20 protein-coding genes are annotated in these 20,411 nt (G+C 72.0%); 15 read left to right on the top strand and 5 right to left on the bottom strand.

Annotation, left to right across the window (positions count from 1 at the left end; translation table 11 throughout):
• The first annotated feature begins 9 nt into the window (after positions 1-9).
• From OO60_RS21140 to OO60_RS21105, 8 genes are all read left to right on the top strand, one after another.
• Positions 10-1,224: a glycoside hydrolase family 18 protein gene (locus OO60_RS21140; RefSeq protein WP_004558621.1), complete on the top strand. Its 1,215-nt coding sequence runs from the start codon at positions 10-12 to the stop codon at positions 1,222-1,224.
• A gap of 53 nt (positions 1,225-1,277) precedes the next feature.
• Entirely contained in the window at positions 1,278-1,943 is a 666-nt protein-coding gene (locus OO60_RS21135) for a DUF2461 domain-containing protein (RefSeq protein WP_004558622.1), read from the top strand.
• A 92-nt stretch (positions 1,944-2,035) separates the two neighbouring features.
• Positions 2,036-3,460, top strand: coding sequence for a pyruvate kinase (pyk, locus tag OO60_RS21130; protein WP_004558623.1), 1,425 nt, complete (start codon positions 2,036-2,038; stop codon positions 3,458-3,460).
• Positions 3,461-3,496: 36 nt separating this feature from the next.
• On the top strand, positions 3,497-4,390 hold the full coding sequence (gene tesB, locus OO60_RS21125) for an acyl-CoA thioesterase II (protein WP_033261927.1): 894 nt from the start codon (positions 3,497-3,499) through the stop codon (positions 4,388-4,390).
• A gap of 348 nt (positions 4,391-4,738) precedes the next feature.
• Entirely contained in the window at positions 4,739-5,641 is a 903-nt protein-coding gene (locus tag OO60_RS21120) for a helix-turn-helix domain-containing protein (protein ID WP_004558625.1), read from the top strand.
• Between the two features lie 12 nt (positions 5,642-5,653).
• Entirely contained in the window at positions 5,654-5,857 is a 204-nt protein-coding gene (locus OO60_RS21115) for a DUF397 domain-containing protein (RefSeq protein WP_004558626.1), read from the top strand.
• Between the two features lie 158 nt (positions 5,858-6,015).
• A complete protein-coding gene (locus tag OO60_RS21110) occupies positions 6,016-6,225 on the top strand; it encodes a hypothetical protein (protein ID WP_004558627.1) in 210 nt (69 codons plus the stop codon).
• A 62-nt stretch (positions 6,226-6,287) separates the two neighbouring features.
• The gene (locus OO60_RS21105) at positions 6,288-9,311 is read left to right on the top strand and encodes a helix-turn-helix transcriptional regulator (RefSeq protein ID WP_033261926.1); all 3,024 of its coding nucleotides are present in this window, start codon (positions 6,288-6,290) and stop codon (positions 9,309-9,311) included.
• Between the two features lie 141 nt (positions 9,312-9,452).
• Here the strand turns inward: OO60_RS21105 and OO60_RS21100 are convergent, their stop codons facing one another.
• The 3 genes from OO60_RS21100 to OO60_RS21090 all read right to left on the bottom strand — a co-directional run bounded on the left by OO60_RS21100 (position 9,453) and on the right by OO60_RS21090 (position 12,890).
• A complete protein-coding gene (locus tag OO60_RS21100; RefSeq protein WP_003077594.1) occupies positions 9,453-11,063 on the bottom strand; it encodes a succinic semialdehyde dehydrogenase in 1,611 nt (536 codons plus the stop codon).
• 109 nt (positions 11,064-11,172) lie between these two features.
• Complete coding sequence (locus OO60_RS21095) at positions 11,173-12,198, bottom strand: hypothetical protein (protein ID WP_033261925.1); 1,026 nt, start codon at positions 12,196-12,198, stop codon at positions 11,173-11,175.
• A gap of 74 nt (positions 12,199-12,272) precedes the next feature.
• Complete coding sequence (locus tag OO60_RS21090; RefSeq protein WP_033261924.1) at positions 12,273-12,890, bottom strand: TetR/AcrR family transcriptional regulator; 618 nt, start codon at positions 12,888-12,890, stop codon at positions 12,273-12,275.
• 94 nt (positions 12,891-12,984) lie between these two features.
• Between OO60_RS21090 and OO60_RS21085 the strand changes: the two genes are divergently transcribed.
• Together OO60_RS21085 and OO60_RS21080 are read left to right on the top strand one after the other, a co-directional pair.
• Positions 12,985-14,136, top strand: coding sequence for an acyl-CoA dehydrogenase family protein (locus OO60_RS21085; protein ID WP_004558951.1), 1,152 nt, complete (start codon positions 12,985-12,987; stop codon positions 14,134-14,136).
• A 13-nt stretch (positions 14,137-14,149) separates the two neighbouring features.
• The gene (locus OO60_RS21080) at positions 14,150-15,286 is read left to right on the top strand and encodes a CaiB/BaiF CoA transferase family protein (protein ID WP_004558949.1); all 1,137 of its coding nucleotides are present in this window, start codon (positions 14,150-14,152) and stop codon (positions 15,284-15,286) included.
• Here OO60_RS21080 and OO60_RS21075 read toward each other — a convergent pair.
• The gene (locus OO60_RS21075) at positions 15,283-15,813 is read right to left on the bottom strand and encodes a GNAT family N-acetyltransferase (RefSeq protein ID WP_004558948.1); all 531 of its coding nucleotides are present in this window, start codon (positions 15,811-15,813) and stop codon (positions 15,283-15,285) included. The two genes, OO60_RS21080 and OO60_RS21075, sit on opposite strands and share 4 nt — an antisense overlap.
• A 209-nt stretch (positions 15,814-16,022) precedes the next feature.
• Here OO60_RS21075 and OO60_RS47180 point away from each other — a divergent pair, with 209 nt between their 5' ends.
• The 5 genes from OO60_RS47180 (at position 16,023) to OO60_RS21055 (ending at position 18,998) form a co-directional block, all read left to right on the top strand.
• The gene (locus tag OO60_RS47180; RefSeq protein WP_004558947.1) at positions 16,023-16,190 is read left to right on the top strand and encodes a hypothetical protein; all 168 of its coding nucleotides are present in this window, start codon (positions 16,023-16,025) and stop codon (positions 16,188-16,190) included.
• 361 nt (positions 16,191-16,551) lie between these two features.
• On the top strand, positions 16,552-17,034 hold the full coding sequence (locus tag OO60_RS21070) for a hypothetical protein (RefSeq protein WP_033261923.1): 483 nt from the start codon (positions 16,552-16,554) through the stop codon (positions 17,032-17,034).
• Positions 17,035-17,158: 124 nt separating this feature from the next.
• Positions 17,159-18,079 carry a lytic transglycosylase domain-containing protein gene (locus OO60_RS21065; protein ID WP_004558945.1) on the top strand — a complete coding sequence of 307 codons (921 nt, stop codon included), beginning with the start codon at positions 17,159-17,161 and terminating at the stop codon, positions 18,077-18,079.
• Between the two features lie 174 nt (positions 18,080-18,253).
• A complete protein-coding gene (locus tag OO60_RS21060; protein WP_420835579.1) occupies positions 18,254-18,643 on the top strand; it encodes a hypothetical protein in 390 nt (129 codons plus the stop codon).
• A 13-nt stretch (positions 18,644-18,656) separates the two neighbouring features.
• Positions 18,657-18,998, top strand: coding sequence for a DUF3817 domain-containing protein (locus tag OO60_RS21055; protein WP_004558943.1), 342 nt, complete (start codon positions 18,657-18,659; stop codon positions 18,996-18,998).
• On the opposite strand, the gene OO60_RS21050 is transcribed toward OO60_RS21055, so the two are convergent.
• Positions 18,976-20,409, bottom strand: coding sequence for an MFS transporter (locus OO60_RS21050; RefSeq protein ID WP_004558942.1), 1,434 nt, complete (start codon positions 20,407-20,409; stop codon positions 18,976-18,978). The two genes, OO60_RS21055 and OO60_RS21050, sit on opposite strands and share 23 nt — an antisense overlap.
• Positions 20,410-20,411 lie beyond the last annotated feature (2 nt).

The raw sequence follows: 20,411 nt of genomic DNA, 5'->3' as shown, positions 1-20,411 counted from the left end.
GGAGAACGCATGTCCCGTTTCCGCAGGAAAAGCTTCTCGGCCCTGCTGACCGTGGCGGCCGCCGCGGGTCTCGTCGCGGGCGGGGTCACCGCCCCGGCCGCCACCGCCGCGACCGAGGCGTCCGTCGGCAAGGTGGTCGGCTACTTCACCGAATGGGGTGTCTACGACCGCAACTACCACGTCAAGAACATCGAGACGTCGGGCTCGGCGAGCAAGCTGACCCACATCAACTACGCGTTCGGCAACGTGACGAACGGCGGCTGCGCGCTCGGTGACGCCTACGCCGACTACCAGAAGACCTACGACGCCGCGGGCAGCGTCGACGGCGTCGCCGACACGTGGGACCAGCCCCTCGCCGGCAGTTTCAACCAGCTCAAGAAGCTCAAGGCCAAGCACCCCGGCCTGAAGGTCATCTGGTCCTTCGGCGGCTGGACCTGGTCGGGCGGCTTCGGGCAGGCGGCGAAGAACCCCACCGCGTTCGCGAACTCCTGCTACAACCTGGTCAACGACCCGCGCTGGGCCGGGGTCTTCGACGGCATCGACATCGACTGGGAGTACCCCAACGCCTGCGGCCTGAGCTGCGACACCAGCGGCGCGGCGGCGTTCAAGAACCTCCTCCAGGCCCTGCGGGCGAAGTTCGGCTCGAAGCTGGTCACCGCGGCGATCACCGCGGACGGCACGAGCGGCGGCAAGATCGACGCGGCCGACTACGGCGGCGCGGCGCAGTACGTCAACTGGTACAACGTGATGACCTACGACTACTTCGGCGCATGGGCGGCGCAGGGCCCGACTGCCCCGCACTCGCCGCTGACCAGCTACTCGGGCATCCCGACGGCCGGCTTCTACTCCGACGCGGCCATCCAGAAGCTGAAGAGCAAGGGCGTCCCGGCGAGCAAGCTGCTGCTGGGCATCGGCTTCTACGGCCGCGGCTGGACCGGCGTCACGCAGAGCGCCCCGGGCGGCACGGCGACCGGCCCGGCGCCCGGCAAGTACGAGCAGGGCATCGAGGACTACAAGGTGCTCAAGACGTCCTGCCCGGCGACCGGCACCATCGCCGGCACCGCGTACGCCAAGTGCGGCAGCAACTGGTGGAGCTACGACACCCCGGCGACCATCGCGGGCAAGATCTCCTACGCCAAGACCCAGGGCCTGGGCGGCGCGATGTTCTGGGAGCTCTCGGGTGACACCACGAACGGCGAGCTGATCACCGCCGTCGCGAAGTAGCGTCCCGGGGGCACCGGCGGAAACCGTCGGTGCCCCCGTTTACTGTCGTCCGCGTGAAGTTCAGCGGATTCGGCGAGTACGCCGTCGACTTCTTCGACGGACTGGTGGAGGACAACTCCAAGCCCTACTGGGACGACCACGTCGAGACGTACAAGTCCGACGTCCGCGCCCCGATGGAAGCCCTGCTGGCCGAGCTGGCGCCCGAGTTCTCCGACGGGTTCGGCGAGCCCAAGGTGTTCCGCCCCTACCGGGACGTCCGCTTCGCCAAGGACAAGACGCCGTACAAGACCCACTGCGGCGGGGTGATCGAGCAGGGCCGGGGCGGCGGCGCCTACTATGTCGAGGTCGGGCCGGAGGGCCTGCGCGTCGGCGGCGGCTGCTTCTACCTCGCCTCCGACCAGGTCGCCCGGTTCCGCAAGGCGGTCGACACGGACCTGCACGGCGAAGCGCTGCAGAAGATCCTCGCCAAGCTGGAGCGCACCGGCTGGGAGGTCAAGGGCGACCGGCTGAAGTCCAAGCCGCGCGGGTTCGACGCCGAACACCCGCGCCTGGACCTGCTGCGCTACCGCTCGGTGTACGCCGTGCGCGGCTGGGAGCCCGACGACGTCCTGCACGAGCGGGGTGCCTTCGACCGGGTCCGGAAGGCGTGGCGGCAGCTGCGCGAGTTCAACGAATGGGCCCGTGACCGGGTCGGCCCCAGCGAACAGCCGCGTCGCTGAGCGTGACCTGAGCGGGCAGGTTTCTGAACATCTTCTTGAACATTCGGGATCGGTACAGACGAACGAGCGAAGAGGGTCTACGCTATGTGGACGTGAGCCGACGCGCGAAGATCGTTTGTACCCTGGGCCCCGCCACCGCCACACCGGAGAAGATGCGGGCGCTGGTCGACGCGGGCATGGACGTGGCCAGAATGAACTTCAGCCACGGCAGCCACAGCGACCACAAGGAGGTCTACGACCTCATCCGGTCCGCGGCCGCCGAGAGCGGGCGGGCGGTCGGCGTCCTCGCCGACCTGCAGGGCCCGAAGATCCGCCTGGGCACGTTCGCCGGCGGGCCGGTCGAGTGGCACAACGGTGACGTCGTCCGGATCACCGTCGAGGACGTCGCCGGCACCCACGACCGGGTCTCGACCACCTACAAGGGCCTGGCGAAGGACGCCAAGCCCGGCGACCGGCTGCTCGTCGACGACGGCAAGGTCGGCCTGGTGGTCCGCAAGGTCGAGGGCCCGGACGTGGTCTGCGAGGTCACCGAAGGCGGCCCGGTCAGCAACAACAAGGGCGTCTCGCTGCCCGGCATGGACGTCTCCGTGCCGGCGCTGTCCGACAAGGACATCGAGGACCTCGAGTTCGCGCTGGAGCTGGGCGTCGACTTCATCGCCCTGTCCTTCGTCCGCTCCCCGGCCGACATCGACCTGGTCCACCAGGTGATGGATCGGGTCGGCAAGGGCCGGCTGCCGGTCGTGGCCAAGATCGAGAAGCCCGAAGCCGTCTACAACCTCGAAGCCATCGTGCTGGCCTTCGACGCGGTGATGGTCGCCCGCGGCGACCTCGGCGTCGAGCTGCCGCTGGAGCAGGTCCCGCTGGTGCAGAAGCGCGCCATCCAGATCTGCCGCGAGAACGCGAAGCCGGTCATCGTCGCGACGCAGATGCTCGAGTCGATGATCAACAACTCGCGCCCGACCCGCGCCGAGGCATCCGACGTCGCGAACGCGGTCCTCGACGGCACCGACGCGGTGATGCTGTCCGGCGAGACCAGCGTCGGCCGGTACCCGATCGAGACCGTGCAGACGATGGGCCGGATCATCGAGGCGGTCGAGACCGACTCGCCGATCGTGCCGCCGCTGTCGCACGTCCCGCGCACCAAGCGCGGCGTGATCTCCTACGCCGCCCGCGACATCGGCGAGCGGCTCAACGCGAAGGCGCTGGTCGCGTTCACGCAGTCCGGTGACACCGTGCGCCGCCTGGCGCGGCTGCACACGCGGCTGCCGCTGCTGGCGTTCACCCCCGAGGAGTGCGTGCGCAGCCAGCTGTCGATGACCTGGGGCACCAACACCCACATCGTCCCGCAGGTCAACTCGACCGACCAGATGATCCAGCAGGTCGACCACGCCATGCTGGAGATGGGCAAGTACCAGAAGGGCGACCTGGTCGTCATCGTGGCCGGTTCCCCGCCGGGCACCGTCGGGTCGACCAACCTGATCCGCGTGCACCGCCTCGGTGAAGACGACCACGCATAAGGGACGCGTCACCCGTCCAGCGCATAGGGTCTGGCCATGACTGAAATGGCCAGGGCCGCCGCCGAACAGGAAACCCCCGGCGGCGGCCAGCCGGTGCTCGACCGCCTGATCGCGCTGCTCGACCTGGAGAAGATCGAAGAGAACATCTTCCGCGGCGTCTCGCCCGCCCACTCGCCGGTGCGGGTGTTCGGCGGGCAGGTCGCCGGCCAGGCGCTGGTCGCGGCCGGGCGCACGGTCCCCGACGAACGCCGGGTCCACTCGCTGCACGCGTACTTCATCCGCGGCGGCGACCCCAGCGTGCCGATCGTGTACGAGGTCGACCGGATCCGCGACGGCCGTTCGTTCACCACCCGCCGGGTCGTGGCGATTCAGCACGGCAAGGCGATCTTCTCGCTCTCGGCGTCGTTCCAGAAGGACGAGCCGGGCATCGAACACGCCGAGGAGATGCCGGCGGGCGTCCCGGCGCCGGAGACGCTGCCGACCCTGATGGAACGCGCCGAGGGCTACGCGATCGGCGCGCACGCCCGGCCGCGGCCGATCGACGTGCGGTACGTCAACGAGCCGCCGTGGATCACCCGCGAGACCGGCGAGCGGCCCGCCCGCAACCAGGTGTGGATGCGCGCCGACGGGAAGCTGCCCGACGACCAGCTGCTGCACGTGTGCGTGCTCACCTACGCCTCCGACATGACGCTGCTGGACTCGGTGCTCGCGCGCCACGGCGTCTACTGGGACACCGACAAGGTGCTCGGCGCCAGCCTCGACCACGCGCTGTGGTTCCACCGGCCGTTCCGCGCCGACGAGTGGTTCCTGTACGACAGCGCCTCGCCGACCGCGTCCGGGGCCCGTGGTCTGGCCACCGGCCGGTTCTTCGCCGCGGACGGCACCCTGATCGCGACGGTCGTCCAAGAAGGACTCTTGCGCGTGTTGTGAAGTTCGCCGGGAAATCACCCTTCCGGGCGACGAATAGGTCGAATATTGGTCCCGGGAAAGGGGCACCCGGCCCTTGTGAGGGGGCCGGGACCGATCGGGGGACGGCCCCGGACCCCTTCGCCCGGCGACCGGGCGGCACATCGCGGGATCATCGTCTACCCTGCTCAGAGGCCGGTCGAAGCCACGGCGGGCCGACTGTCGAGCGCCCGTTGCGAGTGCAGGGTGCGAGGGTACAAGAGCATTTTGCAAATTGCAGATCCGGTGCCGGCAATCGCCTCGTGTTAATGCTCCACCGAGTCTGCGACCGGCTGGTTAGATACAGGAACGTCGAGATCCGGAGGTGCCGCGATGGCAAGGGGACAGAGCCCCACGGTTCGCCGCCGGCGGCTCGCGGGCGAGCTGCGCCGGCTCCGCGAGGCCGCGGACCTCACCATCGACGAGGTGGGAGAGAAGCTCGAGTGCTCCGCTTCGAAGATCAGCCGCATCGAAACCGGCCACGTCGGGGTCACCCCGCGTGACGCCCGGGACATGCTGGCCCTCTACGGGATCACCGGCGACGAGCAGGAGGCGCTCGTCCAGCTGGCGAGGGAAGCCCGCAAACGCGGCTGGTGGCACGCGTACAACGAGGTCTTCACCGGCACCTTCGTCGGGCTCGAAGCCGACGCCAGCTCGCTGCGGGCGTTCCAGGCGCTGCTGGTGCCGGGCCTGCTGCAGACCGAGCGGTACGCCCGCGCGGTGATCCGCGCACTGCGGCCGGACGCCGAAGAAGCCGAGATCCGCCGGCGCGTCGCCGCGCGGATGGCGCGCCAGGAACTGCTGTCCGAGACCCCGCCGCCGGAGTACTGGGCGGTGATGGACGAGGCCGTGCTGCGCCGCGTGGTCGACACCCCCGAGGTGATGGCCGAGCAGCTCTACCGCATGGTCGCCGTCGCCGAGAAACCGAACGTGACCATCCAGGTGGTGCCGTTCGGCGCCGGGGCGCACCCCGGCATGGAGGGCCCCTTCCTGATCATGGGCTTCCCCGAGCAGGCCGACCCGGACGTCGTCTACGTCGACGACAGCACGTCCAGCGGCCTCTACCTGGAGGAACCCACAGACGTCCGGCGCTACGGGCTGATGTTCGACCATCTGCGCGCGGCCGCACTGAAGCCGGACGACTCGGTGGAGCTGATCGCCGAGGCGGCCGGACGGTTCGCCGAACAGGCGGCCGTACCGGCTCCGGTGCACCAACTGGAACCGAGGACACAGTAAGGAGTGGGGACCATGGAAGCAGAACTCTCCGGGGCGCGGTGGCGCAAGAGCAGCCACAGCGGTGGCGGCAACGACTGCGTCGAGGTCGCGTTCGTCGGCGGCGGCGCCGCGGTGCGCGACTCGAAGGACCCCGAAGGGGGTGCGTTCCGCCTGCCCGCGTCGGGTTGGCAGGGGCTGCTGGCCACGGTGCGGACCGGCGGCCCGGCGCACGACTGAGGCGCTCGGGAAGACCCCTTACCCCCGCCGAGCTGGGCTTGGCCGGGAGTAAGGGGTCTTTTCGTGCCCACGGCAACGTGATCACCCGATGCCTGAGGTGCCCCCTCAGGACGAACCTGAGTGCTACCGAACCGGAGAACCAGGAACAGGGGAACACGATGCACAGCGATCTCATGCTCGACGCGGTCCGAGCCGAAGCGGCGTACCGGGCCGAGGAACTGCGGAAGGCCGGGCGCAGCGCCTGGGCCGCCCGCGCCCGCCGCGCCGTCCGCCACCTGCGGGCCGCGCACACCGACGTCGACGTACCGAAGCAGGAGCGCCGGGAAGCCGCGCGGGAGACCGCGGGTGTCGGCGAGACCGCCCGGTAAGGGGCGGCGTGATGGTGTCGATGGCGATAAGCGGTCGGAAACTGTCGGGGGTGTAGGCAAGAATGCTCCTCGTGCCCCGACTCGGCTCCGGAATCCCGCTCGTCGCCCGTACCCACGAGATGCGGCGGCTCCGCGCCGCCTTCGCCAGGGCTGAACGTGGCGAAGCCGGCGCGGTGCTGCTCTCGGGGGACGCCGGGGTCGGCAAGACCCGGCTGCTGACCGCGCTCGGCGAGCACGTCTCGGCGTGCGGTGGGCTGGTGCTCACCGGCCGCTGCATCGACGTCCGCGAGGGCGGTCTTCCTTATCTTCCGTTCGCCGAAGCGCTCGCCCCGCTGGGCAGCGCGGCGGACCCGGTGGTCGCCGCCGCGGTGCGGGCCCGGCCGGCGCTCGGGCGGCTGCTGCCGCAGGGCCCCGGCTTCGAGGAGCCCCGGACGGCCGAACACCCGCCGATGACCTCCAACGACCGGGAAACCATGGTGCGTCCCCGGCCGGAGCAGGACCTCGGTCAGCTGCAGTTGTTCGACGCGGTACTGGGGGTGCTGACCGAGATCGCCGAGTCGCGCCCGGTGGTGGTCCTGCTGGAGGACCTCCACTGGGCCGACGCGTCGACCCGCAACCTGCTGTCCTTCCTGCTCAGCCGGCTGCGGGCGCAGCGGCTGCTGGTCGTGGGCAGCTACCGCGAGGAGGACGTGCACCGCCGTCACCCGCTGCGTGGCGTGCTCTCGGAGCTGGTCCGGCTGGCCACGGTCGAGCGCGTCGACCTGCACCCCTTCGGCGCGGCCGACGCCCGCCGGTTCGTCGAGGCGCTGGCCGACGAGCCGCTGCCCTCGGACGTCGTGGCCGACATCGTCAGCCGGTCGGAGGGCAACCCGTTCTTCGCCGAGGAGCTGCTCGCCACCAAGACGGAGTGCAACGACCTGCCCGCCGGGCTGGCCGAGGTGCTGCTGTCCCGGCTCGAGCGGCTCTCGCCGGACGCCCGCCGCGTCGCGCGGGTGATCTCGGTGGCCAACGAGCCCGTCATGCACGCCGCCCTCGCCGAGGTGTCCGGGCTGGGGGAGCTCGAACTCGACGACGCGCTGCGCGAAGCCGTCCAGCACCACGTGCTGGTGGTGCTGTCCGACGGCTCCTACACGTTCCGGCACGCGTTGCTGCAGGAAGCGGTGTACGGCGACCTGTTGCCGGGGGAGCGGTCACGCACGCACGCGGCGTACGCGGCGCGGATCAAGGCGCGGCCGCAGGGCCGCGGGCACGACGCGAAGCTGGCCTACCACTCGATGCAGAGCAGCGACCTGGTCACGGCGCTGCCGGCGTTGCTGCGCGCGATGGACGAAGCCGAGAAGCTCGGCGCGCCCGGGTCGGCGCTGCAGCACGTCGAGCAGGCGCTGTCCATCTGGGACGCGGTCGGCGTCGCGGACCGGCCCGCCGACTTCGACGAGCTGCGGCTGCTGTACGAGGCGTCCTACTTCGCGGGCACGTCGGGCGAGCCCGAGCGGGCCGTCGCCTTCGCCCGCTCGGCGTCCCAGTCGCTGACCCCGGACATCCCGACCGACCGCGCCGCGAAGGTGTGGCGGCGGCTGGCGGACGCGCTGCTCGCGCTGGAAGGCACCCTCGAGGAGGCCGTCGCGGCCATCGACCGGGCCTGGGACCTGGTCAAGGACACCGAACCCAGCGCGGCACGGGCCTGGGTGCTGGCCAGCCGGGCCGGGTTCCTGCGGATCCTCGAAGAACCCGAGGCGGCGCTGGACAGCGCGCACATGGCGGTGTCCGACGCGCAGGCCGTCGGCGCGGCGGGCGCGGAGGCGTCGGCGCTGGTCACCCTGGGCACGCTGGCCGACTCGCGGGGCGACGCGGCCGAGGCGCGCGAGTGGCTGCGCAAGGCCGAGCGGAAGGCGCGCGACGCCGGAGCGCTGAACACCGAGATCCGGGCCATCTACTTCCTCGCGCTCAGCTACGACGACGAGGCCGCGTTCACCGAAGCCTTGGCGCACGCCGCGCGCGGTGTCGCCCGGGCCGAAGAATCCGGGCTGAGCTGGAGTTCGTTCGGGCTCGAACTGCGGGCGCGGCACCTGATGCTGCGCTACCTGACGGGCGACTGGCCGGACGAGAGCGCCGGCCGGGCCGGGCGCGGGGTGTCCAGCGCGGTCGCCGCGCGGATCCAGGCCATCTGGTCGCTGTTCGTCGTCGCCCGCGGCCGGTTCGACGAGGGCGCGAAGCTGCTCGGCGGGCTGCGGCAGCACTGGACGGCGGACATGCAGATCCCGCTGTCCGCCGGGGCCGCCGGGATCGAGCTGGCGTACTGGCGCGGCGACCACGCCGAGGCGGTGCGCCGGGCCGAAGACCTCATCGGCTGGCTGGAACGCATCGAATCCGGCCTGCTGGCCGGCATCCGGGTGGCCACGCTGGGCGTGACGGCCGCGGCCGCGCTGGCCGCCGGCGCCCGGGTCCACGGCGACCAGGCCGCGGCCGACGCGGCGATCGCGGCCGGCGAGCGGATGCTGACCCACGGCCGGATGTGCGCGGTCGTCGGGCAGCCGCGATCGGGGACGCTCGGGCCGGAAGGCCGGGCCTGGCTGGCCCGGCTGGAGGCGGCGGCGTCGTGCCTGTCCGGCCGCGGCGACGCGCAGCGGTGGGCGGCCACGGCGGAGGCGTTCGGCTACGGCGCGGTGTACGAGCAGGCGGTCTGCCGCTGGCACGAAGCCGAGGCGCTGCTGGCGGCGGACGCCGACGCACGCGTCGCCTTGGAAGCGGCGCACGCGGTGGCGGTCCGCCTCGGCGCGCTCCCGCTGCGCGACGCGGTCCGCGACCTGGCCCACCGAGCACGAGTCGAGCTGGCGGGCGCGGAGCCGGTGGCCCCGGCCCGCGACGTGACCGACCCGCTGACCGACCGCGAACGCGACGTCCTGGAGCGCGTCGCCCTGGGCCGCACGAACCGCCAGGTCGGCGAAGAGCTCTACATCAGCGAAAAAACGGTGAGCGTCCACCTCTCGCGCGTGATGGCCAAACTGGGCGCCAGCCGCCGCGCAGAAGCAGTGGCGATCGCCTACGACCGCGGCCTCCTGACCGCCCCCACCGCCGAACACGCGTGATCAGAGGGGCATCACGCGTGATCAGGAGGGCATCACCCGTGATTGGCGGGGCATCGGAGTGATGCCCCGCCAATCACGCGAGATGCCTCCTCAATCACGCGAGATGCCTCCTCAATCACGCGAGATGCCTCCTCAATCACGTCAGCGGGGGAGGCGGCGGAGGGCTTTGAGGCCGAATGTCATGCCTCGGGACCACAGGGAACCCGGGACGCGCTTCGGCGGGCGGAGGGCCAGGCCGCGCTGGAGGGCGATCGACTGGGACTCCGTGTACTTCAGCAGGCCCTCGGCGCCGTTGCGGCGGCCGACGCCGGAGTCCTTCATGCCGCCCATCGGGACGCCGACGCTGCCGAACGTCGCCGCGTAGCCCTCGTTGACGTTGACCGTGCCGGCCTTGAGCCGGGCCGCGACCTCCCAGCCCGCGCGGCCGTTGCGCGACCAGACGCTGGCGTTGAGGCCGAACGGCGTGTCGTTGGCCCGCTCGATCGCGTCGGTGACGTCGGTGTAGCCGTAGATCGACACCACCGGCCCGAACGTCTCCTCCGCGAACGGCCGCATGCCGGGCGTGACGCCCGCCAGCACCGTCGGCTCGTAGAACAGCGGGCCGAGGTCGGGCCGCGCGCGGCCGCCGGTGAGCACCGACGCGCCCTTCGCGCGGGCGTCCTCGACGTGCGCCGATACCGCCGCGAGCTGCTCCTCCGACGTCAGCGAGCCCATCTGGGCCTGGTAGTCGAGTGCGCCGCCGAGCCGCAACGCCGCCGTCCGGGCCACGAACGCGCGGGTGAACTCGTCGCGGATGTCCTCGTGGACGTAGATCCGCTCGACCGACACGCACAGCTGCCCGGCCGAGGAGAAGCACGCCGTCACCGCGCCCGTCGCGGCCTTTGCGACGTCGGCGTCGGGCAGCACGACCATCGGGTTCTTGCCGCCGAGCTCGAGCGAGTACGACGTCAGCCGCTTCGCCACCTGGCCGGCCAGTTCCTTGCCGGTCGGCGTGGACCCGGTGAAGCAGAGGTAGTCCGACTCCTCGACCAGCGCGGTGCCGATCTTCGACCCGCGGCCGAGCACGATCTGCCACGTCCCGGCGGGCAGCCCGGCTTCCTCGGCGAGCTCGTGCAGCCACAGCGCCGAAAGCGCGGTCTGGTTGTCCGGCTTCTGCACCACGGCGTTCCCGGCGGCCAGTGCCGGCAGGACGTCCATCGCGGTCAGCGCCAGGGGGTAGTTCCACGGCGAGATGATCCCGACGACGCCCTTGGGGTGCCGGATCTCGCCCGCGCGGGTCAGGCCGGGGATGACGCCGGCGACGCGGCGGGGCGCGAGGAGCTTCGGGGCGTGCTTGCCGTAGTAGGCCGCGACCAGCGCGGTCGCGCTGACCTCGTCGAACGCGTCGAGCCGGGCCTTGCCCGCTTCGACCTGGACCAGGTCGAGCACCTCGTCCTGCCGGGCGAGCACGAGGTCGTGCAGCCGGGTGAGGACGAGGGCGCGTTCGGCGGGGGAGCGGTCCGCCCACGCGCGCTGGGCCGTCCGCGCGCGGCCGAACACCGCCCGGACGTCGGCGTCGGTGGCCTGCGGCAGGGTGGCGATCGGCAGCCCGGTGAAGGGCGCGGTCATCCGGATCGGCGCCGAGTCCGCGCCGCCCGCCACCCGGGCGACGAGCTCGGTTGCCCGTGCCGAGCCCGGTGCTCCGGCGACGCCGCCGACGGTCGGCGGCAACGGGGTGTCTTCGACGGCCTTCGCGGGGGTCGTGCTGGTCATGACGTCTCCGTTCCACGGCGTCCGGAGCCCGCGCGACGCCGCGCAGGGGTTACCGACGAGTACACCATACCGTCGGTACGTCAGATGTCCAGTCTGATGTGAATATGTTTCACGTATTGGGCGGGTTCAGCGGCGGCAGCTGGTAGTTCGGCTCGGTCGGCGACGCGGGCTCCTGCTGCGACGGGTGTGACTGGGCCTGCGTCACGCCGCCGTAGGGGTCGTCGAGCCGCGACGACACGGCGCCGGGCTCCGGCGGCTCACCGGGTTGCCCGGGCGACGGGCTCCCGAACGGCCGCCCGGCCTGGGGCTGCGCCGGGAACGGCTGCGACTGCGGTCCCGGTGGCTGCGCGGCGAACGGCTGCGACGGCGGCCCGCCCGGGAACGGCTGGGGCCCGCCGTAGGCCGGGGGCCCGGCAGGCGGGTAGCCGCCCGCGTACGGCCGCGCCTGCTGCTGGTACGGCCCCGGCGGCGGCCCACCCGGCCCACCCAGCCCACCCGGGACTCCGGGAACACCCGGGACGGACGGGACGGCCGCGGGCGCCCGCCGCCCGGCCAGCGCCGCGAACACCAGCGTCACCAGTGCGACGACCCCGCCGCCGAGCAGCACCCAGAAGCCCGTCCCGGTCGCGTAGTGCGACTTGATCGTCGCGTCCTCGGTCTCGTAGCTCAGCGTCGCCGAGACGTCCATGCCGAGCATCCACACCGCCGCGGTCACCCCGGCGGCGCCCGCCACCAGTGCCGTCCGCGCGCCCGACCGCAGCCCGGGGCCCGCCGAGCGGCGCGCGCCGGCGAACGCCAGGCCGGCGCCGGCCAGCAGCACCACCGCGCCGGCGCTGAGCGGGATCCCGTACCGCGCGACGTGGGTCTGGTCGTAGAACTTCTTCGCCTCGTCGCCGGGCTCGACGGCGAACGAGCGCGACCAGGCGCTGATCGTCTGGCTGCTCTCGGTCTTGCCGTTCACCACCTGCTCGAACGACGTCTGCGGCAGGAACGACCCGGCGATCACCAGCAGCGCGGCGAGGACACCGAGGATCCCGGCGAACAGCCGGAAGAAGGCGCCCGGGTCGGCCGGCGGCTGCGCGGGAGGCGGGGTGGGAGGCGGTCCGTAGGAGTACGGGTACGGGGCGGCGGTCATCGGAACTCCCCTCGTTCGGAGGGGATTGGACCACGAAATCCGCCTGCGGGATAAGGGGCAAAGCAGCGTTGTGGTCAGCTCGGCGCAGTGGTGGCGTCCTGGTAGAGCAGGACGGCGATCCGCTTCCACTCCTCCAGGAGCTGGCGGCGCCGGGCCGGGTCGCCGCCGAGCTCGGCGTCCAGCGCGAGCCCGCGGGTGAGGTTGACGGTGAGCCAGAACAGCAGCTCCGCGCGTTCGGGCGGGAGTTCGCCGGCGACCTGGGTGACGTGTTCGAGGGTGGCCCGGCCGAGGGCGCGGTCGACCGGGCGGATGGCCGCGCGCAGCTCCGGGTCGGTGCGGGCGGCGACCCACAGCTCGGTGACGGCGGTCGAGAGCGTGCCGGAGTAGCCGGCCCACAGCAGGTCGATCGCCGCGGCGACACCGGTGCCGCCGCCGGGCAGGTCGTCGAGCGAGGCCGCGAGTTGACGGCGCAGCTTCGTCGTCAGGTGCTCGACCGCGGCCGCCATCAGCTCGGCCTTCGCGGTGAAGTGGTGCTGGACCGCGCCCTTCGACACGCCCGCGCGGGCGCAGATCTCCTGCACCGACGTGCGCGCGTAGCCGACCTCGACCAGGCAGTCGATGGTGGCGTCGAGCAGCGCCGTGCGGGTTTGCTCGCGCCGCTGCGCCTGGGTCCGGTGCGCCGTCTCGGTCACCGCGGCCTCCCTGCTTTACCTACCGGACGGAATGGATGTACATTCCGATCAGAACTTACATGCTGATCGTCATGTTTTCCAGCAGGAGGGTCCCGTGCCACTGCAACTGCCGAAGAGCTCGTGGAGCACGACCGAGCTCGATGACCTCCGCGAGCTCGCGCGATCGTTCCTGCAGAAGGAAGCCGTCCCGCACCAGGAGCGCTGGGCGGCGGAGAAGAAGGTCGACCGCGAGCTGTGGACGAAGGCGGGTGACGTCGGCCTGCTCTGCCTGTCCATCCCCGAGGAGTACGGCGGGGGCGGCGGCACCTTCGCCCACGAGGCCGTGCTCTACGAAGAGCAGGCTCGCTCCGGCGACAGCGCGTGGGGTGTCACCGTCCACAATGGAATCGTCGCGCACTACCTGCTCGCCTACGCCGCCGAAGAGAAGAAGCGCGAGTGGCTGCCGAAGCTGGCCAGCGGCGAGCTGGTCGGCGCGATCGCGATGACCGAGCCCGGCACCGGCTCCGACCTGCAGGGCATCAAGACGCGCGCGGTCCGCGACGGCGACCACTACGTCCTCAACGGCGCGAAGACCTTCATCACCAATGGGCTGCACGCCGGCCTCGTCGTCGTCGCGTGCAAGACCGACCCGGACGCGGGCGCGCAGGGCGTCTCGCTGATCGTGGTCGAGACGGACACCCCGGGCTTCCGCCGCGGCCGCGTCCTCGACAAGGTCGGGCTGAAGGGCCAGGACACCGCCGAGCTGTTCTTCGACGACGTCCGCGTGCCGGCCGCCAACCTGCTGGGCGACGCCGAGGGCCAGGGCTTCATCCAGCTGATGCTGCAGCTGCCGCAGGAACGGCTGATCATCGCCGTCACCGCGGTGGCCGGCCTGGAGGCGGCGGTCGACCTCACGCTGGAGTACACCAAGGAGCGCACGGCGTTCGGCCGGCCGATCTTCTCCTTCCAGAACACCAAGTTCACCCTCGCCGAGGCGGCGACCGAAGCCGCGGTGGCCCGGGCGTTCCTCGACCAGTGCATCGAACGCCACCTCAAGGGCGAGCTCGACGTCCAGGGCGCGGCGATGGCGAAGCTGTGGACCACCGAGCGCGTCAACAAGGTCGTCGACGACTGCGTGCAGCTCTTCGGCGGCTACGGCTACATGACCGAGTACCCGATCGCGCGCGCCTGGGCCGACGTCCGTATCTCCCGGATCTTCGGCGGCACCAGCGAAATCATGAAGGAAATCATCTCCCGCTCGCTCTGAAAGGGTGCCGCTCATGAAGGCAGGTCCGCTCGGCGGCCTGAAGGTGGTGGAACTCGCCGGTCTCGCACCGGGGCCGTTCGCCACGATGATCCTCGCCGACCTCGGCGCCGACGTCGTCCGCATCGACCGCGCGCAGCCGGGCGAAGACGTGCTCGGCATCGGGACCGACCCGCTCGCCCGCGGCCGCCGGTCCGTCGGCATCAACACGAAGACGCCCGAGGGTGTCGAGCTGGTGCTGAAGCTGTGCGACACCGCCGACGTCCTCATCGAGGGCTTCCGGCCCGGGGTCGCCGAACGGATCGGCCTCGGCCCGGACGTCGTGCACGCCCGCAACCCGCGGCTGGTCTACGGCCGGATGACCGGCTGGGGCCAGGACGGCCCGCTGGCCAAAGCGGCCGGGCACGACATCAACTACATCGGCCTCGCCGGCGCCCTCGAGCCGATCGGGCGCGCGGGCGAGCGGCCGGTGCCGCCGCTCAACCTCGTCGGCGACTTCGGCGGCGGCGGGCTGCTGCTGGCGATGGGCATCCTGGCCGCGCTGCACGAACGGACCACGTCCGGCCGCGGCCAGGTCGTCGACGCCTCGATGGTCGACGGTGCCGCGCTGCTCACCACGAGCCTGCACGGCATCAAGGCGGCCGGCCTGTGGTCCGACGAGCGCGGCGAGAACATGCTCGACGGCGGCGCGCCGTTCTACGACACCTACGAAACGGCGGACGGCAAGTACGTCGCCGTCGGCGCGATCGAAATGCGGTTCTGGGGCGACCTGGTCAAGGTCCTCGAGCTGGATCCGGCGGAGCTGCCGCTGCACATCGACAAGACGCAGTGGCCTCGCCTGCGCGAGATCGTGGCGGGGGCGATCGCCAAGCACACCCGCGACGACCTCGTCGCCCGCGCGGAAGGCACCGACGCGTGCCTGACGCCGGTGCTCTCGCCCACCGAGGCGGCGTCGCACCCGCACAACGCGGCGCGCGGCACGTTCGTCGAGATCGGCGGGATGGTGCAGCCGGCCCCGGCGCCCCGGTTCGACCGCACGCCGCCCGGGACGCCGGAGGCCCCGCGGGCCAAGGGGTCCGACACCGAAGCCGTGCTCGCCGAACTGGGCGTCACGGACCTCGGAGCGCTGCGCGAAGCCGGGGTGATCGCCTAGCTCTTCGCCAGGTCGGAGCGCACGACCGAGTAGAGGACGTGGTCGCGCCACTCGCCGTCCCGGAAGTCGAAGCCGCGGAGGACGCCTTCGCGGGTGAAGCCGGCTTTCTCGAGCGAGCGTTGTTCGGCGCGGTTGCCGATCTCGGTCGTCGCTTCGACGCGGTTCAGCTGCGTGTGCGCGAAGAGGTAGCCGACGAGCAGGCGCTGGGCCTCGGTGCCGTAGCCGTGGCCGCGCGCCTCCGGGGCCAGGACGAGGCCCATGTTCCAGCAGTAGGACGCCGGCCCGGTGCGGGTCCGGTGCCAGGAGACCAGGCCGAGCACGCGGCCGCCGAGCGTCGGCACGAGCATGCCGGTCTCGGCGGTCAGCATCCCCGTCTCCTGCCACCGGCGGCGCAGGTAACCGGGATCGTGCCAGCCGAACCACTGGTGCTCGCCGGCGGCGACGGGATCATTGGTCAGCCGTTCGAGGAGCTCGAGGTCGGCCTCGGCCACCGGCCGCAGCTCGACCCGGGAACCGTCGTCGTCCATCCGGAGACCCTATCGGCCGCTTGACCGGAACCCGCCCGGTGACGCGGCTCGACGCTCACTCGAGGCACGCCCGGTCACCGAGCGGTACGCCCCCGGGATCGGCGTCCGCCACCCTCCGGGCGCCGATGAGGTGTCTTCCGGGGCCGCCTTCCCTAGAGTGTCGGTGTGGCCACTCCCAGGACGGGGACGGCGAGCCGGGGAGGAAGCGCATGTCGGGCGGCGTGAAGAAGATTCTCATCGTGGGCGTGGTCGCGCTCGTCCTCTTCTTCCTGATCACCCAGCCGACCCAGTCCGCCGACTTCGTGCACCGCGTGCTCGGCTGGCTCAAGGACGGCGCCGAAGCGATCGTCACCTTCTTCCGGACGCTGTTCTCCTGACCTCGTGCTTCTGCGTACCGGCACCGCCACGAGCGGTGCCGGCGGCTACCGTGCGTGTTAGCGGACGGTAAATCACCGAGTGTCACCAATCTCGGATTTCGGACTCCGGCGCTCGACCATCCGGGTGGATTGCGGTCGAAAACGCGCAGGTCGCCGAATTCGTGGCAGCCGGGGTCTGGCGAAGGGGACCACCCCGGCCCTACGGTGCTCACATTGCGTGATCGGGTGGTTCACCGCCCCCTCGGAGAACCCCGGTACGCAGGCAGTTTCCACTCAGCAAGGTGCAGGTTGGTGCGTGCGGCACCACCGCGTGGGACAGGCGTCAGGACCTGTCCGTCGGGGACCTACCAAGGAGGCAGGGATGACCGGAGATCCCGGAGTGGACGCGTTGATCCGGCAGTGGGCCGCCGAGCGCGAGCAGACCCCGGAGGAGCAGGAGGTCGACCGGATCGCGTCCGCGTGGCTGGCCGACGCACCCGCGCAGGCCCCGGGCATTCCCGGCCAGCGCGCCCGGACCGGGCAGTCCCGGTTCGTCCCCGTCGAGTCGGCCGACCCCGGCTACCTCGAAGCGATGCGCCGCCGGCTGCCGGAGGTGCCCGAAGAACTCCTCACCGCCGCCGCGGGCTGGTGGCAGATGGTCGGCGGCGTCGCCGAGGCCGAGGAGTGGTGGGACGCCGGCATCAGCCCGCTCGACCAGCGGGCCCTCGACTACCGGGCGGCCGGGCTGGCGCCGTCCGACCTGAGCCGCCGGCTCGGGCCGATGACCGTTCTGCAGCACCTGCGCCGCGGCAGCGCCCCGGCCTGGTGCGTGGCGCGGCTCGCGCGGCAGCAGAAATCCGCCTGACGAGACGGTTTTCCACCCGGCCGGGTGACCCGGTGAGGTGAGACGATCGGGACGGCCCGCGTAACGCTAACCTGCGCGGGCTCGTTGACAGTTCGTCGACACCACGCTGGAGGACCGGAGTTTCGTGCGCACCAGGACCGGAAAGACCGAGGACGACCCGATCGGCGCCGACGCCGAGGAAGCCGCCCCCGCCGCACCGGCACCGGCGCCGCGCTCCGGGGGTGTGGCCGTGCTCACCCGGCTGATCGTGGTCCTCGCCGTGCTGGCCGTGGCCGGCGGCGGGATCTGGCTCGTCACCCGCGCGGCCACGCCGGAAGCGAGCCCGACGACCACCGAAATCCCCGCCCTGCAGGTCAAGGCGGCCGACGTCCGCCCGGGCTCGGTCGCCCCGGCCGGTGGAGCCGTGGCGGGCGGGGCCGAGCAGCAGACATCGCCGCAGCAGGCCCGCCCGCGAGAGACGGGCCCGGCCACGCTGACGCAGTGGGCGGCCCAGGTCGCCGCGGTCACCGGCGTCCCGGCCCGGGCGATGCAGGCCTACGGCAACGCCGAGCTGGCGATGCGCGCGGACCAGCCGTCCTGCAAGATCTCGTGGGCGACCCTGGCGGGCATCGGCCGCATCGAGTCCAACCACGGCCAATACGCGGGCGCGGTCCTCGGCGCGGACGGCCGCCCGTCCAAGCCGATCATCGGCGTCCCGCTGGACGGCTCGGCGGGCGTGCAGGCGATCGGCGACACCGACGGCGGCCGCTACGACGGCGACGCGGGCGTGGACCGCGCGGTGGGCCCGATGCAGTTCATCCCGAGCACGTGGCGCAAGTGGGCCTCCGACGGCAACGGCGACGGCCTCGGCGACCCCCAGCAGATCGACGACGCAGCCCTGGCGGCGGCGCGCTACCTGTGCGCGGGCGGCCGCGACATGGCGAGCCCGAGCGGCTGGTGGGCGGGGATCCTCTCGTACAACAACTCGACGGAGTACGCGCAGAAGGTGTTCGGCTTGGCGGACGGGTACGCCAAGGCGGCGCAGTCGGTGCGCAAGCAGGGCTGAGGTCCCCGCCTTCCGTGGTGACCTCGCGCGAGCGCGGTGAGGGCAGATGTCGCGAATGACTCATTCGGGACGTCGGAAGTCCCGAATGAGTCATTCGCGACCTTCGGGGTGGGCCGGGCCACCCGCGCCGCGGTCGGGCGTCGTCTCTCAGGTGCCCAGTGCTAGCGTCGGGGCGTGCCAGCTTCCCCGCCACCGGCTGCCTCCCCGTGGGGACGGCGGATCGCGATCTTCGCGACCTGCCTGGTGAGCCTGCTCGTCTGCTGCGGGCTCGCCTGGTGGCAGTGGGACCGCTTCACCTCCGCGAACGGCACCTTCCAGAACCTCGGCTACGTCCTGCAGTGGCCGCTGTTCGGGCTCTTCCCGGCCTTCATGTTCTGGCGGATCCGCAAGCTGCGCCAGAAGGCGGAGGCCGAACCCGCCCCCGAAGCGCCGGCTCCCGTCGCCGAGGTGCCCGCTCCGCGTCCCCGCCCGGACACCACCGTCACGGACGAGGACGAGGAGCTGGCCGCGTACAACCGTTACCTGCGCGAGCTCAACGCCCGCGACCAGCAGGCCGCAGAGTGAGGACGACGATCCGATGACCACCAGCACCGAAGGCGCCCGGACCGCGGTGCCGCTCGACGGCCCGCTCGTCCGGTTCCGCACCGCCGCCTACGTCACCGGTGTCGGCCTGCTCGGCCTCTGCTTCGTGATGGTGCTGCGGTACGGCTTCGACAACCCGACGCCGTCGGCCGTCTACTCGCCGATCCACGGCGTCCTCTACATGATCTACCTGGTGCTGACCATCGATCTGGCGATCAAGGCCCGCTGGTCGATCAAGGGCACCGTGCTCGTCCTGCTCGCCGGGTGCGTCCCGTTCGTCTCGTTCCTCGTCGAGCGCCGGGTGACGCACAAGGTCAAGGCCGGGCAGAAGCTGTAGCGCGGCGGAACGTCAGCGCCACCAGGACCGTGCCGGCCGCGATCACCGCGGCCGTCGAGAACGCCGACGTCATGCCGTCGACCACCAGCTGTGGTCCGGTGGTGCCCGCCGCGGCCGCCGACCGGGTCGCCGAGCCGAACACCGTCACCAGCACGGCCAGCCCCAGCGTGCTGCCGACCTGCTGCATCGTCTGCAGCACGCCGCCGGCGGCGCCCGCGTCCTCGGGCGGCACGGTGGCCATGATGATCACGTTCAGCGGCGCGAACGCCAGCCCGCCGCCCAGGCCCATCAGCAGCAGCGGCCCCAGCAGTGCCGGCAAGTATGTGCTGTCGGTGGTGAGCAGCGCTAGCCAGCCGACGCCGGCCACCATCAGCACCGAGCCGGTCAGGGCCAGCGGCTTCGGGCCGTAGCGGGGGAGCAGGCGCGGCACCAGGCGGCTCATCGTGAAGATCAGCGCCGCCATCGGCAGGAACGCGAACCCGGTGGCCAGCGCGGCGAAGTGCCGGATGTCCTGCATGAACTGGGTCAGGAAGAAGAACATCGACATCATCGCCATCGGCGCGAGGAAGAAGTTGACGTAGGCCGCGCTGCGGTTGCGTTCGGCGAACAGCCGCAGCGGGACCAGCGGCAGCGCGGTGCGGGCTTCGAGGACGACGAACCCGGCGAGCAGTGCCAAGCCGGCGGCGAGCGAGCCGAGCGTCACCGGGTTGCCCCAGCCGTCGGACGCCGCGTGGGTGAAGGCGAACACGAGCGCGCCGACGCCCAGGGTGCCGGTGATCGCGCCCGGGAGGTCCAGGTGCGCCCGGCGGCGTTCGGGTTCGGCCACGAACCGCGGGGCGAGCACGGCGATCGCCAGTCCGAACGGGACGTTGATGAACAGCGCGGCCCGCCACGAGAACCACTCGGTGAGCAGGCCGCCGACGATCAGGCCGATCGCGAAGCCGCCGCTGGACATCGCCGAGAACAGCGCCAGTGCGCGGACGCGGGCCTTGGGCTCGGTGAACGTCGTCGTGATGAGCGCCAGGGTGCTCGGGCCGGCCATGGCGGCGCCGACGCCCTGCAGGGCACGGGCGGCGATGAGCAGCGCGGCCGAGCCGGCCAGGCCGCCGGCCAGCGAAGCGAGGGTGAACACGGCGATGCCCGCGACGAACATGCGCCGGCGGCCGAACAGGTCGCCCGCCCGGCCGCCGAGCAGCAGCAGGCCGCCGAAGACCAGGCTGTAGGCCGTCATCACCCAGGACAGGCCGGTGGCGGAGAAGCCCAGGTCGGACTGGATGCGCGGGAGCGCGACGTTCATCACCGTCGCGTCGAGGACGAGCATGAGCTGACAGGTGAGGATGATCGCCAGGACGAGGCCGCTGCGCCGCGGGACCGCGGCCACCGGCGCGGGGTGGAGCGTCTGCTGGGACAAGG

It is taken from the genome of Amycolatopsis vancoresmycina (genome assembly GCF_000716785.1).
In the GTDB taxonomy this organism is placed as follows: Bacteria; Actinomycetota; Actinomycetes; order Mycobacteriales; family Pseudonocardiaceae; genus Amycolatopsis; species Amycolatopsis vancoresmycina.
Note: the sequence above shows the minus strand (reverse complement) of the source record. Positions and strands in the feature narration are given on the sequence as shown.

Excerpts from the sequence above, each read along its gene's own strand:
- OO60_RS21140 (WP_004558621.1), top strand. The coding sequence starts at position 10 with ATGTCCCGTTTCCGCAGGAAAAGCTTCTCGGCCCTGCTGACCGTGGCG.
- tesB (WP_033261927.1), top strand. The coding sequence starts at position 3,497 with ATGACTGAAATGGCCAGGGCCGCCGCCGAACAGGAAACCCCCGGCGGC.
- OO60_RS21120 (WP_004558625.1), top strand. The coding sequence starts at position 4,739 with ATGGCAAGGGGACAGAGCCCCACGGTTCGCCGCCGGCGGCTCGCGGGC.
- OO60_RS21115 (WP_004558626.1), top strand. The coding sequence starts at position 5,654 with ATGGAAGCAGAACTCTCCGGGGCGCGGTGGCGCAAGAGCAGCCACAGC.
- OO60_RS21110 (WP_004558627.1), top strand. The coding sequence starts at position 6,016 with ATGCACAGCGATCTCATGCTCGACGCGGTCCGAGCCGAAGCGGCGTAC.
- OO60_RS21105 (WP_033261926.1), top strand. The coding sequence starts at position 6,288 with ATGCTCCTCGTGCCCCGACTCGGCTCCGGAATCCCGCTCGTCGCCCGT.
- OO60_RS21100 (WP_003077594.1), bottom strand. The coding sequence starts at position 11,063 with ATGACCAGCACGACCCCCGCGAAGGCCGTCGAAGACACCCCGTTGCCG.
- OO60_RS21095 (WP_033261925.1), bottom strand. The coding sequence starts at position 12,198 with ATGACCGCCGCCCCGTACCCGTACTCCTACGGACCGCCTCCCACCCCG.
- OO60_RS21080 (WP_004558949.1), top strand. The coding sequence starts at position 14,150 with ATGAAGGCAGGTCCGCTCGGCGGCCTGAAGGTGGTGGAACTCGCCGGT.
- OO60_RS21075 (WP_004558948.1), bottom strand. The coding sequence starts at position 15,813 with ATGGACGACGACGGTTCCCGGGTCGAGCTGCGGCCGGTGGCCGAGGCC.
- OO60_RS47180 (WP_004558947.1), top strand. The coding sequence starts at position 16,023 with ATGTCGGGCGGCGTGAAGAAGATTCTCATCGTGGGCGTGGTCGCGCTC.
- OO60_RS21070 (WP_033261923.1), top strand. The coding sequence starts at position 16,552 with ATGACCGGAGATCCCGGAGTGGACGCGTTGATCCGGCAGTGGGCCGCC.
- OO60_RS21055 (WP_004558943.1), top strand. The coding sequence starts at position 18,657 with ATGACCACCAGCACCGAAGGCGCCCGGACCGCGGTGCCGCTCGACGGC.